Raw genomic sequence first — 14,221 nt, 5'->3', positions numbered from 1 at the left:
GACATGCAGATGAGGGGGCGACTGATTGCCGCCGCGATATCAGTCGTTCTGGCGGGGCTTGAGAGCGCTTCAGCCGAGGCTTCCTCGTCCGTCCGGCTGATTTCGCTCTTTGCCCATATGCCGGAGTCGGTGCGGGCGGATATCGAGCCTGATGATGGCGATTGTCATATCGAAGAGCGGCGCCTTGCCTATGGCGACGCCTTCGAAGTCACTCAGGAGAAGGGGATGAGGCTGATCATCGTGCCCTGCGGCCCGGCCGGCGCCTACAACATGCCTTTCGCGATCTATGGCGGTTATGGCAGCCAGATTTCTCGAATGGTCTTTCCGATGAAGTTTTCAGAAACGACCGGCGATACGGCTTTCAACATCCGCTACGATGCGATGGAGAGGCGTTTCACCTCCTTCGTAAAGGGGCGTGGCATGGGCGATTGCGGCAGCTATTATGCGTGGCGTGTTGCAGAGCCTGGCAACACGGATCTCCTTGTTCTCGAGGAAGTGCGCATCAAGGAAGAGTGCGATGCAAGGGCCGATGGCGGTCCGGCAACATGGCTGCTCGTGTGGAAGCGCCAATGACGGCAGGATATTCCGGCACGCCGCTCGCAAGGAAGCTGGGGCTTAAACCAGGACAAACGGCCTTGCTCATCAATGTTCCCGATGGGTTGGCCGAGATCAGCCGGTTCGAGGGTTTCGCTACGGTCGAACGCGTCTTTCCGACGGCCCCCGATCGGCAATTCGATTATATCCACGTCTTCGAAACACATCGTGTGGCGTTGGAAGAGATGGCGGCGGCGCTATTCCGCGTAGTCAGGCCCGATGGCATGATCTGGATATCCTGGCCGAAGAAGAACTCGAAGGTGCCGACCAGCATCACCGAGGACGCGTTGCGTGAGATTTTGCTGCCGACAGGCCTCGTCGACGTCAAGGTCTGCGCTATCGACGAAACATGGTCGGGGCTGAAATTCATGATCCGCAAGGAATTGCGGAACTCGCTTTAGCCGGCCCGGTCTGCGGCGCGGGAAACCCGAAGCAATTCGCCGTCATTCTCGTCGGTCACCATCAGCAATGCGCCATCGGGGGCCACGATCACATCGCGGATGCGGCCGTAATCGCCTTCGAACATGCGCTCCTCGGCAGTGAAGGCGCCGCTCGCATCCCGCTGCATGCGCGACAGCAGCTGGAACTTCAGGGCGGCGACGATGAAATTGCCGTTCCATTCCGGAAACATCTTGCCGCGATAGACGACGAGAGCGCCCGGGGCGATCGACGGATCCCAATAGTGCAGGGGCTGCTCCAGGCCTTCCTTGGCGGTGCCTTCGCCGATCTTGGCGCCGGAATAGTCGCGGCCATAGGTGATGATGGGCCAGCCGTAATTCTTGCCGGGTTCGGGATTGTTGATCTCATCGCCGCCGCGTGCCCCATGCTCGACGGTGTAGAGCTTGCCGTCGGCACTGTCGAAGGTGATGCCCTGCGGGTTGCGATGGCCCTTGGACCAGATCTCCGGCAGGGCTTTGCTGCTATTCTTGAAGGGATTGTTGGCGGGAATGCTGCCATCGGCGTTGAGATGGACGATGGAGCCGGCGTCATCCTTCCAGTCCTGCGAGCGGTCGCGGTCACCCCGATCGCCGACGCTGATGAACAGCGAGCCGTCGGGGGCGATCGCGATGCGTGAGCCGTACTGGATGTTCCCGCGGGTAAAGTGCCGCATGGTGAAAATGGGCGTGACGTTTTTGAGGCTCTTTTCATCTGAGGATAGTGTGGCGCTGAAAGCCTCGGTGCCGGAGCCCCGGTCGCTGGCAGTTGCGGCGGTCAGGTAGAGCTTTCGGCTGGTGGCGAAATCCGGGGCAAGCGCGACATCCATCAGGCCGCCCTGGCCGCGGGCGCTCACCTTTGGCACGCCATCGATTGGATCGGAAACCTTGCCGTCGCGGATGATGCGCAGCCGCCCCGGCCGCTCCGTGACGATATAGCCGCCATCAGGCAGGACCTCGACTGCCCAGGGATGCTCCAGCCCTTCGGCGAGTTTCTCGACACGAACCGAAACTTCCTGCGTCCTGACGATGTCCCCGATCTGGGCAAGGGCTGGACCTGCAAAAGCGGCGGCTCCTGCCAGCAGCGCGGCGAAACGGAAAGTCGAAATGGCGTCCATCATAATCCCCCGTCGTCAGTTTAAGGGGAAGGTGGCGCGGGACATGGTGCGCTTCAACCGTAGTCGGCGCTCCATAACGGTTTTGTGTTCTCGGATTGAATGAGAGCAGGTCAGTTGATTACGCGAGGAGGGAAACGGGTATCGAAATCGGCCTGTTGCAATTCCGCGCTCATTATCCGCTGTGTGATGTAGTAGCCGGTGCGCTTTGCTTCAGCTTTCAGGAAAAGTCCGCAGCCGATCAGCGCCATGCCGTAGAAGGCGAGGCAAACGATACCGACGGCGACCAGTTTCTCGACGATCGAAAGCCCGGGGAGACGGGGTCGTGGCGGTGCAGGCAGTGCGTCGTGGGCAGACGCGGCGGCCATGGCAAGTTCCATATAGGTCGGCAGCGGCTCGAACGTATCGGCTTCCTCGGTCCCGCTGGAACGCTGCGGCTTAGCGGGCATCGCGCCGGCCTCCCCAGATGACAAGGCCCTTAATGCGACGCAGCCAGATGGCGAGCCCGTTTGCGGCGACCAACGCGGCGAAAAGCACTGCTACGCCATCGGCAATCTTCTGGTCGGCATAGGAAGCGTGGAGCGAACTGGAAGCCATGGCCGGTCCTGCTTCGGCGACTGAAAAGAGGCCGAACGCCGCGACGACACAGCTGGCAAACGCGATGACCGCCACCATCAGCGACAGAGAAACTCGGCTTGCACGCAGGCGTCCCGCTGCGCGCTCGTCTTCCAGAAACATGGCATGCCCTCAATAACCAATGTCGGATGGTGATAGAATACCGGTTTGATCTCGGCGCTCTCACGACCGAATTGCGGCATGCCGCGGCATTTGTTGCGGCTTATTCGTGGCAAATGGTAAACGCGCGATAACCTTGATTTTAAGGAATAAAACAGGGCCGACTTCAGAAACTGATTGAACTTCCTGTGAGCCTGGATCCGCCGCCTGCAGCGTCTCTTCGAAGCTCGGTTCAAAATTCCAGACGCAGATGCGGCAATTGATCAATAAGAATCATCGCCACCATCACGCCTTTGCGCTTGAAATGCTGTCATACATTGGACATAGAGCTTAGCGCAGAACTCCGGTCCCGGCCTTCTGCCCGTTTCAACCTTGTAGGACCGATATCATGGCTTTCCTTGCCGATGCCCTTTCCCGCGTGAAGCCTTCAGCCACCATCGCCGTTTCTCAGAAAGCGCGCGAACTGAAAGCAAAAGGACGCGACGTGATCGGCCTTGGCGCCGGCGAGCCCGATTTCGATACGCCCGAGAATATCAAGAAAGCCGCTATCGACGCGATCAATCGCGGCGAGACGAAATACACGCCGGTGTCCGGTATCCCCGAACTGCGTAAGGCGATTGCCGCCAAATTCAAGCGCGAGAATGGTCTGGAATATTCCTGGGAGCAGACGATCGTCGGCACGGGCGGCAAGCAGATCCTGTTCAACGCCTTCATGGCGACGCTCAACCCCGGCGATGAAGTCGTGATCCCCGCGCCTTACTGGGTGTCCTATCCCGAGATGGTGGCGCTCTGCGGCGGCACACCGGTTTTCGTTTCGGCCACCCAGGAGCATAATTTCAAGCTCCAGCCCGCCGATCTCGAAAAGGCGATCACGCCTAAGACCAAGTGGTTCATCTTCAATTCGCCGTCCAACCCGACGGGCGCTGCCTATACGCATGACGAGCTGAAGGCGCTGACGGACGTGCTGATGAAGCATCCGCAGGTCTGGGTGCTGACGGACGACATGTACGAGCACCTGACCTATGGTGACTTCAAATTCGTCACGCCCGTCGAAGTCGAGCCGAAGCTCTACGACCGCACGCTGACGATGAACGGCGTCTCCAAGGCCTATGCGATGACCGGCTGGCGTATTGGTTATGCGGCGGGCCCGATCCAGCTGATCAAGGCTATGGATATGATCCAGGGTCAGCAGACATCGGGTGCGACCTCGATCGCCCAGTGGGCGGCCGTCGAAGCGCTGAACGGCACTCAGGACTTCATCCCAGAGAACAAGAAGATCTTCGAAGGCCGCCGTGATCTCGTTGTTTCCATGCTGAACCAGGCCAAGGGCATCGTCTGCCCGGTGCCGGAAGGCGCCTTCTATGTCTATCCGTCCTGCGCCGGGCTCATCGGCAAGACAGCCCCGTCCGGCAAGGTGATCGAGACGGACGAGGATTTCGTTTCCGAACTGCTGGAATCGGAAGGCGTTGCCGTCGTTCATGGTTCGGCCTTTGGCCTCGGCCCGAACTTCCGCATCTCCTATGCGACGTCGGAAGAGTTGCTCGAGGAAGCTTGCCGCCGCATCCAGCGCTTCTGCGGCGCCTGCAAGTAATCATCGGCTATCAGCCGCATTAAAAAAGCCCGCCAGAGATGGCGGGCTTTTTGTTTGTCTGATGTTCTGATTTAACGCGCTGCAAAAATGATTCCGCTCGTCGCGTTAAGGTGCTGATTTCAGATTCAAAGTCCGATCGCTGTCAGCATGATGAAGGTGGCGAAGAGGATGAAATGGGTCATGCCTTCGATGGCATTCGTCTCGCCGTCATTGAGGTTGATGGCGGCGGCAATCAGCGTGATCGCCACCATGACCGTCTGGACCGGCGACATGGCCATGATGAAGGGCTGGTCGGTATAGAGCGCGATCGCTTCCATGACCGGCACGGTGAGGATGACCGTCGAGAGAGACGCGCCCATGGCGATGTTGACGGTTGCCTGCATTCGGTTGTGGAGCGCCGCCCTCAAGGCCGTCAAAATTTCCGGGGCGGCGGAGATGGCGGCAACCACGATGGCGGTCACGGCTACGGGAGCACCGCTATCCCGCAGGCCTTCGCTCATGAAGCCCGACATGAACTCGGCCAGCGCACCGATGATGACCACGCCGATAAGGATGATGGTGATCGAGCTCGCGACCGATCCCTCTCCGTCATGTTCCTCGGGATGTTCCTTCTGCCGTTCCGAGCGCGGATAGCTGTAGGAGAAAAAGTAGCTGTGCTGGCCGACCTGCATGCGCAGGAAAAGGCCGTAGAGTGCGATCATGGCGATGATGGTGAAGCCGGAATAATAGTGCCACTTGTCGTCGGGTACGAATTCCGGAACGATCATGGAGATGCCCATGGCGGTCAGGATCATCACACCATATGTCTTGCCGGAATTGTCGTTATAGGGTTGCTCGCCATGTTTCAGCCCGCCGAGCAGGGCGGCAAGGCCGAGGATGCCGTTGATATCGAGCATGAGCGCGGAATAGATCGTGTCGCGCACAAGCGTCGGCGACGTTTCCTCGCCACTCATCATGATGGCGAGGATGATGACTTCAATGGCGACGGCAGAGAGCGTCAGGATCATCGTGCCGTAGGGATCGCCGACCTTGACGGCCAGCAGTTCTGCGTGATGGGCGACGCGCATGGAGGCGAGCACGATGGTTGCGATCAGCGCGGCGGCGGCGAGAAGCGCCATGCCCCGGCCGGCCTCCATGACCGAATGCTCCAGCAAGTAGGCGATGACAGCGATGATGACCGCCACGATCAGGAGTTTTTCTTCCTTAAGATACAATGCCATTTCTACTACCAGCGCCGATTTTGATTCCCTCGGGGAATCTAAGCCGGTGATTTTTCTATGCAAGCAGACTCCCCACTGATGAAATTTGCAGTCTGTGACGATTAATGAAATACTGCTTTTCATACGGCAGCCGGAACCCAGATCGCGGCGTCCTCGAAATCTTCTCAAGCGGCCCGCGCTGAACCGGACATGATCCGGGAGCCTACGGATGCGCAACGAGAAGAAGGAGACACATGCATGGTCAAGGTGGTCTACGAAGTCGTACCGCATGACGGCGGCTGGGCCTACAAGCTGGGAGACGTCTATTCCGAGGCATTTCCGAGCCACTCTGAAGCGCTCGAGGCAGCCCGTATCGTTGCGGCCGAGCAGCAGGTCGGCGGCGATTCCGCCGAGATCAGCTGGCAGGATGCGCAGGGCAAGTGGCACGAGGAATATGCCGAGGGTGGCGATCGTCCCGAGACAGAGGTCGTGGACGGCTTTACCAAGGGCCGTTCGCCCGAGGTTTCCCCAGAGCCCTGATCTCCAGCCGATTTTCTGACGTCGTTCAGCGCGTCATCAGGCGCGCGTTCCCCTGCATGACTTGATATAGCTCAGCAGACCATCGACCAGGGCGTCGAAGGTTACGCGGCAGCGCGGCGAGGTCCTGAGGCTCTCGTGCATGACAACCCATGTGCCAAGCCGCATTTCGAATTCATCCGCCAGAATGTGGACGAGATCATGGTTCGGACGGGCGAGCCCCGTCTGGCAGATGCCGATGCCGATGCCGGCGCGGATCGCGGCCAGATGGGCGAGATGATTGCTGGTGCGAAAGGCAGCAGCGAGTTCGTCAACTGCCGGATAGAGCTTGCGCATCATGCGGATATAGGCCGTCTGCCGGTCGAAGCCGATGATACGATGACCGGCGAGATCGGCCATTGTCTGCGGTGCGCCATGGCGTTCCAGATAGCGGCGATGGGCATGGAAGCCGAGCGGTATATCGCCGATGCGCCGCGCCAGCAGCGCATCCTGCTGCGGCTCGGTCATACGCACGGCAATATCCGCCTCCCGGTTCATGAGGTCTTCCAGCGCATCCGATGCCGACAGCTCCACCTGCAAACCCGGATATGCATCCTGCAGATCGGCGATGATCGGCGGCAGCACTTCGATGCCGATCACTTCGCTGGCGCTGATGCGCACGGTGCCTTCCACCTTGTCGCGCCGGCTGGATGCCGTGCGCAGGAAGGCGTCGGCCGTCGTTGCGAGCGTCTCGGCGTAGGGTTGCAGGTCGAGCGCCATATCGGTCGGCAGCAGGCCATTCGAAGAGCGGGTAAAAAGCTCCGCACCGACAGCCTGCTCCAGCGCGTCGATATGACGGCCGATCGTCGGCTGGGTCAGGCCGAGTTCACGCGCGGCAGCCGAGAGCGTTCCCTGACGCAGGACGGTGAGGAAAGAGCGATAGAAATCCCAGCTTGGTTCGGTATCCATATAATTATGTATAGCGACGGAACTTATTTCGTCAATTTTGTTTATCGTGGATCGAAGGCATAGTCGTCTCATCGAACAAGGAGATGATCATGAGAAGCGAACATCAGGACAAGAAACTGGCGCTGGTTCTCGGCGCTACGGGCGGCATCGGCGGTGCGGTGGCCCGCAAGCTGCAGGCCCGCGGCTGGACGGTGAGGGCGCTCAACCGCAAAGCCGCGAAAGCATCCGCGAGCGGGCAGGGTTTCGACTGGATGCAGGGGGACGCGATGAATGCGGCGGATGTGCGCAAGGCGGCCGAAGGTGCCAGCCTTATCGTGCATGCCGTCAATCCGCCCGGTTATCGCGACTGGGAGAAGCTGGTTCTGCCGATGCTCGATAATACGATTGCCGCAGCTCGTGCCGTTGGCGCCCGCATCGTGCTGCCAGGCACCGTCTATAATTTCGGGCCGGATGCGTTTCCCGTCGTGACGGAGGATAGTCCGCAGCATCCGGTGACGAAGAAGGGCAGGATCCGTGTCGAGATGGAGAAGCGTCTGAAGGCGGCTTCAGAGACCGGCATAGGTTTGATCATCGTTCGCGCCGGCGATTTCTTCGGGCCGGGCGCTACGAGCAACAGCTGGTTCTCCGCCGCCTTCGCCACGCCGGGCAAACCTGTTGGTACGATCAAGAATCCGGCGAGGCCAGGTATCGGTCACCAATGGGCCTATTTGCCCGATGTTGCCGAGACGATGGTGCAACTCGTCGTGCGGGCAGAGCGCCTGCCAGCTTTCGCTTGCTATCACATGAACGGCTTCTGGGATGGTGACGGCCGGCAGATGGCGGAGGCTGTCCGGCGCGTTGCCGGCGGCGCGGCGAAGATCGGCCGCTTCCCCTGGTTCGTTGTACCGCTGCTCGCTCCCTTCATGACCGTCATGCATGAGTTGAAGGAGATGCGTTACCTCTGGAAGGTGACAGTGCGTATGAGGAACGACAAGCTGGTGGCCGAACTCGGAACCGAGCCGCACACGCCGATCGACGAGGCCGTGCGCGCAACGCTCATAGCGCAGGGATCTCTGCCGGAACTGCATTCTGCGGCGACAGCAGCGCACTCTCTCACGAGGGGAAATTAAATTAGCCCAGTTCCGCGAGTGCGATACGGGCAACCGTCAGAGGTTTTTCCGCCGAGGCGTGGTCGCCATCTTCAAGAAACCAGGCAGCGGAAAGACCGGAATAGGCAGCGATCCATTTGAGCAGCCTTGATGGTTCGATATCTGCCTCTTTGGAGACAATCGGAAGCTGGCGCTGGAGCCGCTTGGGATCCGTCGTCGTCGGCAGGTCTTCATTGGCGAAGATATTGGCAAAGTCATAGCCGCGCTCGCCATAGATCCGCTTGGGATCGATCGCCAGCCAGCCGCGTTCGCCGAAATCGAGGATGTTGCGGTGGTGGATGTCGCCGTGGAGAATGCTGAGCTGTTGCGGTGTTGCGAGCAGGCTGTTGGCAATCCTCCAGCTATCGACAAACGTACCGCCATAGGTGCGTGCTGCCGGTTCCAGACTAAGGAACCAGCGCTCGAGGGTCGGGGAACCGGAGAGAGGCGTGGAGCGCGGCGCATGCAGCCTTGCTGCGGTGCGCACCATGATGCGGCTTGCTTCATCATCCTCGCCGTTCAGGGCCATTTCCAGCAGCGAGTGCTTGTCGGCCGCGCGCTCCAGAAGAACGGCGTCGTCCTGCTGCGCATAGACTTTGGCTGCGCCGTCACCATCCCACCATTTCATCAGCAATGCGCCTTCGCGCTCGCTGCTGTCGGTTGCGACTTTCAGCATGGCGGGTTTGTCCTGCCAGGTGACCGGCAGGAGGCGGCTCGAATGAGTGATGATGGGTTCGCCGTCCGAGGTGAGCGACCAGCGTTCGAGATAGGGTGAGAACATGCGCGCATGCTAGCGGCAATGGTCACGAATGGAAATCCCGCCGGCCGGCGGGATTTCGCTTCGGCGAAGGATCAGGCGACCTTTTCGAGCAAGGGGTAATCGATATAGCCCTTGGCGTCGCCACCATAGAAGGTCGATTGATCCGGCGGGTTCAGTGGCAGGTTCTTCTCCAGACGCTCAACGAGATCGGGATTGGAGATGAAGGGCTTGCCGAAGGCGACGAGATCGGCCGTACCGTTTTCGACGGCTTCGATCGCCATGTCTCTGACGTAGCCGTTGTTGACCATCCAGGCAGCCTTGCCGCCAGCCTTTTCATAGGCAGCGCGCAGTGCCTTGTAGTCGAAGGACGGGTTGTCGCCCTGACGATAATCGCGCTCGCCGCCGGTCTGGCCTTCGATCACGTGGATATAGGCGAGGTCGTACCTGGCAAGGCCTTCAACGACATGGGTGAAGAGTGTCTGCGGGTTGGAATCATAGGATTCACCCGACGGTGTCACCGGCGAGATGCGGATCGCGGTGCGGCGCGCGCCGATTTCCCTGGTCACGGCTTCAACGACTTCGAAGAGGAAATGGGCGCGATTTTCGATCGAGCCGCCATATTGGTCGGTGCGGTCGTTGACGCCATCACGCATGAACTGGTCGAGCAGATAGCCGTTGGCGCCGTGGATTTCGACACCATCGAAGCCGGCGTCGATCGCAGCGCGGGCGGCCTTGCGGTAATCCTCGATGATGCCGGGGATTTCGGAGGTTTCGAGTGCACGCGGTTCGGACGTTTCTGCGAAGGCGCCGGTGCCATCAGCATTGACGAGATAGGTCTTGGCCTTGGCGATGCGGTTGGTTGAGGAGACCGGCTTGCCATTATCGGGTTGCAGCGTGTTGTGGGAGATGCGTCCGACATGCCACATCTGCACGACGATCTTGCCGCCTCCGGCATGGACCGCATCCGTCACGCGCTTCCAGCCATCGAGCGCTTCCTTGCTGTAGAGGCCGGGAACGTTGGCATAACCCTGGCCTTGATGCGTAATGGCGGTCGCTTCGGTGATGATGAGGCCGGCCGTGGCGCGCTGGCGGTAATATTCGACGTTGAGATTGTTCGGGATTGCGCCCGGTGAGCGGTTACGGGTGAGCGGCGCCATGACGATATGGTTCTTGAGGGAAATATCGCCGACCTGCGTCGGCTGGAAAAGCTTGGCCATGGAAGGTCCTTTCTGCTTGGGGGATCACTCGGCGGTAGCGGGGTTAGTCTGTGCCCGGCCGGAGAGATAGGTGAGCGCCGTCGCTGCGAGGCCGATCAGGGCCATGGCAGCAGCGGCGAGGGGAACATGGACGAAGTCGAGACCGGCATTGATGACCATGCCGCCGACCCAGGCGCCCAGCGCATTGCCGGTGTTGAAGGCGCCGATATTGATGGTCGAGACGAGGTTTGGCGCATCCTTGCCGAAGCCGACGACACCGACCTGCAGGGCAGGGACCGCAGCGAAGGTTGCGGCAGCCCACAGGAAGAGCGTTATCTCGGCCGGGATAACGAAGCGGCTGGTGTAGAAAAAGGCTGCGGAGGTGAGCGCGATCACAGCAAAGACGCTGGCGAGCGTGGCTCCAAGCCGCCAATCGGCCAGCTTGCCGCCGATGAGATTGCCGACTGTCAGGCCGATGCCGATCAGGAACAGGGTCCAGGTGACGCCTTCCGGCGAGATGCCGGTCACATCACGCAACAGCGGGGCGATGTAGGTGAAGAGCGTGAACATCGAGGCCGCGAAGAAGACGGTCACCGAGAGCGCCATCCAGAGGCGGACGTTCTTCAATGCCGCGATCTCGCGCAGGATGCTGCTCTGCGTTTCCTGCTTGTCGCGCGGCAGGATGGCGATCAGGCCGGCAATGGTGACGATGCCGATGGCGGTAACCACCCAGAAGGTGGAGCGCCAGCCGAATGCCTGGCCGATGGCGGTGCCAAGTGGCACGCCGAGCACGTTTGCGAGCGTCAGGCCGGTGAACATCAGGGCGACTGCGCGTGCCTTGCGGTCTTCGCTGACGAGATTGGCGGCGACGACCGAGCCGATGCCGAAGAAGGCGCCGTGGCAGAGGGCGGTGACGATGCGGGCAATCATCAGCACCCAGTAGTTGGGCGCTATGGCGCAGAGCAGGTTGCCGGCGATGAAGAAGGCCATCAGCATGATGAGGGCCGAGCGGCGCTTCAGCTTGGCGGTGGAGACCGCCATGATCGGCGCGCCGAGAGCGACGGCCAGCGCATAACCCGTGACCAGCCAGCCGGCCTGCGGGATGTTTACCGAAAGGTCGGCGGCGACTTCGGGCAGAAGACCCATGATGACGAATTCGGTGGTGCCGATCGCAAAAGAGCTGAGAGCGAGAACGAGCAGGGCAAGGGGCATGATCAGAGATCCTGCTTTAGCTGTTGGAGGAAGGCGGCGATCGTTTCTTCGTTACGCTTGTAGAATATCCACTGGCCGACGCGCTTACTGGTGACGAGGCCGGCGCGGTGAAGCGTGCCGAGGTGGGCGGAAACGGTGGATTGGGAAAGACCGCAGCGTTCGAACTGGCTGGCGCAGACGCCCATTTCAAACGGGTGTTCCTGTGTCGGAAAATGCTCTTCCGGGTTCTTCAGCCAGTTGAGGATGTCCATCCGGGCAGGGTTGGCCAGTGCCTTGAGAATCTCGTCTTTGTCCATCGTTGTTCATCGAAGTATAAATCGGATTTTCCCGATATATGGATCGGTGATTTTCGATATGCAAATCACGGAGGCGTGAGCTGACGATTTTTCCGGCTTGCTTAAATTTTAAGCAAAAAAAGAGGGCCACCGGAAAACCAGGGCCCTTTTAAGTGTGAAGGTCAAAAACCTCCAGAGGGGAACAGCCAACGCGGTGGCACTGGGAGAGAAACCACCAAATGCATCAGCTATGAGCGATATGGTGGTTCTTTGTGCAGCTTTCAATACATTTTTGTGCATGTCTGCTATGCACTGCACAAATTTTTCCGCATTGCGGTATCTACCGACAAAAATTCAGGCAAAAAGCAAAGTTCGGGCAAAAAAAGAGGGCCACCGGAAAACCAGGGCCCTTATAAGTGTGAAGGTCAAAAACCTCCAGAGGGGAACAGCTAATGCGGTGGAACTGGGAGGAAAAGCCACCGTGTGCATCAGCTATGTGCGATATGGTGCTTTAATGAGCAAACAACAACCCTTTTTTGTGCATGTCAGTCATGCGTGGGTTGCATGATTTGAAATTCGTTCCATAAAAATGGAAATCAGAAGTTCCAGTTGCGAGCCTTGCTGACGATGAAATCGCGGAATGCCTTCAGCTTGGCGGCATTCTTGATCTCATCCGGATAGCAGAAATAGGTGTCGAAGGAGGGGACATCGGCATTGATCGCCAGCTGGATCAGACCGGGGTCGCGGCCAACGATATAATCCGGCAGGCAGGCGATGCCGATGCCGAGCAGGCAGGCGCGCTTGATCGAGGTCTGGCTGTTGATCTGCAGATGCGGAATGCGCTTGTTGTCCGATGAGCGGCCGGCGACTTCCAGCCAGTTGACGTCGAGCAGATAGTTCGGCGCCGGTTCGCCGAAGGTGATGATGCGGTGATTGTCGAGATCTTCGATCGTCTGCGGCTCGCCGTGGCGGTTGATGTAGGAGGGGGCCGCATAGACGTGCATATGCACGGTGAAGAGCTTGCGCTGGATCAGGTCTGACTGCTGCGGCTGGCGAAGGCGGATGGCGCAATCGGCATGGCGCATGTTTACATCCACTTCCTCGTTGTCGAGGATGAGCTGGATCTGCACATCGGGGTAGAGTTGCAGGAACTCCTGGATCTTGTCGGTCAGCCATCCCTGGCCGAGGCCGACTGTCGTGGTGACGCGCAGCTTTCCGGACGGCGTTTCCGTCGTCTCGGTCAGTTGCATCTTCACGGTTTCGAGCTTCAGCAGCACGTCATGGGCGGTGCGGTAAAGCAGCTCGCCCTGTTCGGTAAGGATCAGGCCGCGCGCGTGGCGGTGGAAGAGCTTGGTGCCCACATCCTGCTCGAGCGCGCTGACCTGACGGCTGATGGCCGACTGGGACAGATGCAGCTTGTCAGCCGCATGCGTAAACGATCCGGCTTCGGCAGCTGCGTGGAAAATACGCAGCTTGTCCCAGTCCAATGGCATTCCCCCACCCCTCATGCCACTGTTACTCCGCTGCTACGGCAACGGGCATATGGCCCGTCAGATAACGTTCTGCCTCGAGGGCGGCCATGCATCCCATGCCTGCGGCGGTGACCGCCTGGCGGAACGTATCGTCAGTCACATCGCCTGCGGCATAGACTCCCTCCAGGCTGGTCGCAGTCGAATCCGGTGCGGTCCAGAGATAGCCATTCTCCTTCAGCTTCAGCTTGCCCTTGAAAAGTTCAGTTGCCGGCGCGTGACCGATCGCCACGAAGACGCCGTCAATGGCGACATCGGTGACGACACCGGTGCGCGTGTCGCGCAGGCGAGCGCCGGAAACGGACGGCGGCATGGGGGGCTTTGCCGGCGTGCCCGTGATTTCGGCGACTTCGGTATTCCAGAGAACCTTGATGTTCTCTTTGGAGAAGAGACGTTCCTGCAGGATTTTTTCTGCACGGAAGCCGTCGCGGCGGTGCACGACGGTGACCGACTTCGCGATGTTCGACAGATAGAGCGCTTCTTCGACGGCGCTATTGCCGCCGCCGACCACGATCACATCCTTATTGCGATAGAAAAAGCCGTCGCAGGTGGCGCAGGCAGACACGCCAAAGCCTTGGAAATGCTGCTCGCTTTCGATGCCGAGCCACTTGGCCTTGGCGCCGGTTGCAATAACAAGCGTATCGGCAGTCCAGACCTGGCCGCTATCGGTGCGGGCAACGAAGGGGCGCTGGTTGAGGTCGACTTCGGTCACGAGGTCGTTGATGATCTCGGCGCCGACATGCTGAGCCTGCTGCAGCATCTGGTCCATCAGCCAGGGGCCCTGGATAGGATCGGCAAAGCCCGGATAGTTCTCGACATCGGTGGTGATCATGAGCTGGCCGCCCTGTTCCAGACCGGCGATCAAAACCGGTTTCAGCATGGCGCGCGCGGCATAGACCGCTGCCGTATAGCCGGCGGGTCCGGAACCGATAATGAGCACCTTGGTATGGCGGGCAGACATGGAGTTTC

The 14,221-nt window shown here is 59.8% G+C and carries 17 protein-coding genes; 6 read left to right on the top strand and 11 right to left on the bottom strand.

What is annotated here, in order from left to right; all coding sequences use genetic code 11:
* Positions 1-9 precede the first annotated feature (9 nt).
* The gene (locus tag PMI11_RS28630) at positions 10-573 is read left to right on the top strand and encodes a DUF1176 domain-containing protein (protein ID WP_007824337.1); all 564 of its coding nucleotides are present in this window, start codon (positions 10-12) and stop codon (positions 571-573) included.
* A complete protein-coding gene (locus tag PMI11_RS28625; protein WP_085990572.1) occupies positions 546-995 on the top strand; it encodes a hypothetical protein in 450 nt (149 codons plus the stop codon). Before PMI11_RS28630 ends, PMI11_RS28625 begins: the two co-directional genes overlap by 28 nt.
* Here the strand turns inward: PMI11_RS28625 and PMI11_RS28620 are convergent.
* The 3 genes from PMI11_RS28620 to PMI11_RS28610 all read right to left on the bottom strand — a co-directional run bounded on the left by PMI11_RS28620 (position 992) and on the right by PMI11_RS28610 (position 2,881).
* A complete protein-coding gene (locus tag PMI11_RS28620) occupies positions 992-2,146 on the bottom strand; it encodes a PQQ-dependent sugar dehydrogenase (RefSeq protein WP_007824327.1) in 1,155 nt (384 codons plus the stop codon). The two genes, PMI11_RS28625 and PMI11_RS28620, sit on opposite strands and share 4 nt — an antisense overlap.
* Positions 2,147-2,256: 110 nt before the next feature.
* Positions 2,257-2,592 (bottom strand): hypothetical protein, encoded by a 336-nt coding sequence (locus tag PMI11_RS28615; protein ID WP_007824325.1) that lies wholly within the window; start codon positions 2,590-2,592, stop codon positions 2,257-2,259.
* Positions 2,582-2,881: a hypothetical protein gene (locus PMI11_RS28610; protein ID WP_007824323.1), complete on the bottom strand. Its 300-nt coding sequence runs from the start codon at positions 2,879-2,881 to the stop codon at positions 2,582-2,584. Before PMI11_RS28610 ends, PMI11_RS28615 begins: the two co-directional genes overlap by 11 nt.
* Positions 2,882-3,266: 385 nt before the next feature.
* Here PMI11_RS28610 and PMI11_RS28605 point away from each other — a divergent pair, with 385 nt between their 5' ends.
* Positions 3,267-4,469: a pyridoxal phosphate-dependent aminotransferase gene (locus tag PMI11_RS28605; RefSeq protein WP_007824321.1), complete on the top strand. Its 1,203-nt coding sequence runs from the start codon at positions 3,267-3,269 to the stop codon at positions 4,467-4,469.
* Between the two features lie 125 nt (positions 4,470-4,594).
* On the opposite strand, the gene PMI11_RS28600 is transcribed toward PMI11_RS28605, so the two are convergent.
* The gene (locus PMI11_RS28600; RefSeq protein WP_037072391.1) at positions 4,595-5,689 is read right to left on the bottom strand and encodes a calcium:proton antiporter; all 1,095 of its coding nucleotides are present in this window, start codon (positions 5,687-5,689) and stop codon (positions 4,595-4,597) included.
* Between the two features lie 237 nt (positions 5,690-5,926).
* On the opposite strand from PMI11_RS28600, the gene PMI11_RS28595 reads away from it, so the two are divergent.
* Positions 5,927-6,208, top strand: coding sequence for a DUF2188 domain-containing protein (locus PMI11_RS28595; RefSeq protein ID WP_007824317.1), 282 nt, complete (start codon positions 5,927-5,929; stop codon positions 6,206-6,208).
* A 36-nt stretch (positions 6,209-6,244) separates the two neighbouring features.
* On the opposite strand, the gene PMI11_RS28590 is transcribed toward PMI11_RS28595, so the two are convergent.
* The gene (locus tag PMI11_RS28590; protein ID WP_007824316.1) at positions 6,245-7,153 is read right to left on the bottom strand and encodes a LysR family transcriptional regulator; all 909 of its coding nucleotides are present in this window, start codon (positions 7,151-7,153) and stop codon (positions 6,245-6,247) included.
* Positions 7,154-7,242: 89 nt separating this feature from the next.
* On the opposite strand from PMI11_RS28590, the gene PMI11_RS28585 reads away from it, so the two are divergent.
* Positions 7,243-8,262, top strand: coding sequence for an NAD(P)H-binding protein (locus PMI11_RS28585; RefSeq protein ID WP_007824314.1), 1,020 nt, complete (start codon positions 7,243-7,245; stop codon positions 8,260-8,262).
* Position 8,263: 1 nt separating this feature from the next.
* Here PMI11_RS28585 and PMI11_RS28580 read toward each other — a convergent pair whose 3' ends face one another.
* From PMI11_RS28580 to PMI11_RS28565, 4 genes are all read right to left on the bottom strand, one after another.
* The gene (locus tag PMI11_RS28580) at positions 8,264-9,061 is read right to left on the bottom strand and encodes an aminoglycoside phosphotransferase family protein (protein WP_007824312.1); all 798 of its coding nucleotides are present in this window, start codon (positions 9,059-9,061) and stop codon (positions 8,264-8,266) included.
* A 71-nt stretch (positions 9,062-9,132) separates the two neighbouring features.
* Positions 9,133-10,257 (bottom strand): alkene reductase, encoded by a 1,125-nt coding sequence (locus tag PMI11_RS28575; protein WP_007824310.1) that lies wholly within the window; start codon positions 10,255-10,257, stop codon positions 9,133-9,135.
* A 24-nt stretch (positions 10,258-10,281) separates the two neighbouring features.
* Positions 10,282-11,448: an MFS transporter gene (locus PMI11_RS28570; RefSeq protein ID WP_007824307.1), complete on the bottom strand. Its 1,167-nt coding sequence runs from the start codon at positions 11,446-11,448 to the stop codon at positions 10,282-10,284.
* A 2-nt stretch (positions 11,449-11,450) separates the two neighbouring features.
* Positions 11,451-11,744, bottom strand: coding sequence for an ArsR/SmtB family transcription factor (locus tag PMI11_RS28565; protein ID WP_007824305.1), 294 nt, complete (start codon positions 11,742-11,744; stop codon positions 11,451-11,453).
* A 154-nt stretch (positions 11,745-11,898) separates the two neighbouring features.
* Here PMI11_RS28565 and PMI11_RS37505 point away from each other — a divergent pair, with 154 nt between their 5' ends.
* Entirely contained in the window at positions 11,899-12,291 is a 393-nt protein-coding gene (locus PMI11_RS37505) for a hypothetical protein (RefSeq protein ID WP_157179709.1), read from the top strand.
* A gap of 28 nt (positions 12,292-12,319) precedes the next feature.
* Here PMI11_RS37505 and PMI11_RS28560 read toward each other — a convergent pair whose 3' ends face one another.
* Together PMI11_RS28560 and trxB are read right to left on the bottom strand one after the other, a co-directional pair.
* A complete protein-coding gene (locus PMI11_RS28560) occupies positions 12,320-13,216 on the bottom strand; it encodes a LysR family transcriptional regulator VtlR (protein ID WP_007824303.1) in 897 nt (298 codons plus the stop codon).
* Between the two features lie 22 nt (positions 13,217-13,238).
* On the bottom strand, positions 13,239-14,213 hold the full coding sequence (gene trxB, locus PMI11_RS28555) for a thioredoxin-disulfide reductase (protein WP_007824301.1): 975 nt from the start codon (positions 14,211-14,213) through the stop codon (positions 13,239-13,241).
* Positions 14,214-14,221 lie beyond the last annotated feature (8 nt).

Source organism: Rhizobium sp. CF142 (assembly GCF_000281145.1).
Lineage (GTDB): Bacteria > Pseudomonadota > Alphaproteobacteria > Rhizobiales > Rhizobiaceae > Rhizobium.
This window is presented reverse-complemented; position numbering and strand designations above follow the sequence as displayed.

What these genes read in the sequence shown, in the direction of transcription:
- PMI11_RS28630 (WP_007824337.1), top strand. Translation starts at nt 10, where the DNA reads ATGAGGGGGCGACTGATTGCCGCCGCGATATCAGTCGTTCTGGCGGGG.
- PMI11_RS28625 (WP_085990572.1), top strand. Translation starts at nt 546, where the DNA reads ATGGCTGCTCGTGTGGAAGCGCCAATGACGGCAGGATATTCCGGCACG.
- PMI11_RS28620 (WP_007824327.1), bottom strand. Translation starts at nt 2,146, where the DNA reads ATGGACGCCATTTCGACTTTCCGTTTCGCCGCGCTGCTGGCAGGAGCC.
- PMI11_RS28615 (WP_007824325.1), bottom strand. Translation starts at nt 2,592, where the DNA reads ATGCCCGCTAAGCCGCAGCGTTCCAGCGGGACCGAGGAAGCCGATACG.
- PMI11_RS28610 (WP_007824323.1), bottom strand. Translation starts at nt 2,881, where the DNA reads ATGTTTCTGGAAGACGAGCGCGCAGCGGGACGCCTGCGTGCAAGCCGA.
- PMI11_RS28605 (WP_007824321.1), top strand. Translation starts at nt 3,267, where the DNA reads ATGGCTTTCCTTGCCGATGCCCTTTCCCGCGTGAAGCCTTCAGCCACC.
- PMI11_RS28600 (WP_037072391.1), bottom strand. Translation starts at nt 5,689, where the DNA reads ATGGCATTGTATCTTAAGGAAGAAAAACTCCTGATCGTGGCGGTCATC.
- PMI11_RS28595 (WP_007824317.1), top strand. Translation starts at nt 5,927, where the DNA reads ATGGTCAAGGTGGTCTACGAAGTCGTACCGCATGACGGCGGCTGGGCC.
- PMI11_RS28590 (WP_007824316.1), bottom strand. Translation starts at nt 7,153, where the DNA reads ATGGATACCGAACCAAGCTGGGATTTCTATCGCTCTTTCCTCACCGTC.
- PMI11_RS28585 (WP_007824314.1), top strand. Translation starts at nt 7,243, where the DNA reads ATGAGAAGCGAACATCAGGACAAGAAACTGGCGCTGGTTCTCGGCGCT.
- PMI11_RS28580 (WP_007824312.1), bottom strand. Translation starts at nt 9,061, where the DNA reads ATGTTCTCACCCTATCTCGAACGCTGGTCGCTCACCTCGGACGGCGAA.
- PMI11_RS28575 (WP_007824310.1), bottom strand. Translation starts at nt 10,257, where the DNA reads ATGGCCAAGCTTTTCCAGCCGACGCAGGTCGGCGATATTTCCCTCAAG.
- PMI11_RS28570 (WP_007824307.1), bottom strand. Translation starts at nt 11,448, where the DNA reads ATGCCCCTTGCCCTGCTCGTTCTCGCTCTCAGCTCTTTTGCGATCGGC.
- PMI11_RS28565 (WP_007824305.1), bottom strand. Translation starts at nt 11,744, where the DNA reads ATGGACAAAGACGAGATTCTCAAGGCACTGGCCAACCCTGCCCGGATG.
- PMI11_RS28560 (WP_007824303.1), bottom strand. Translation starts at nt 13,216, where the DNA reads ATGCCATTGGACTGGGACAAGCTGCGTATTTTCCACGCAGCTGCCGAA.
- trxB (WP_007824301.1), bottom strand. Translation starts at nt 14,213, where the DNA reads ATGTCTGCCCGCCATACCAAGGTGCTCATTATCGGTTCCGGACCCGCC.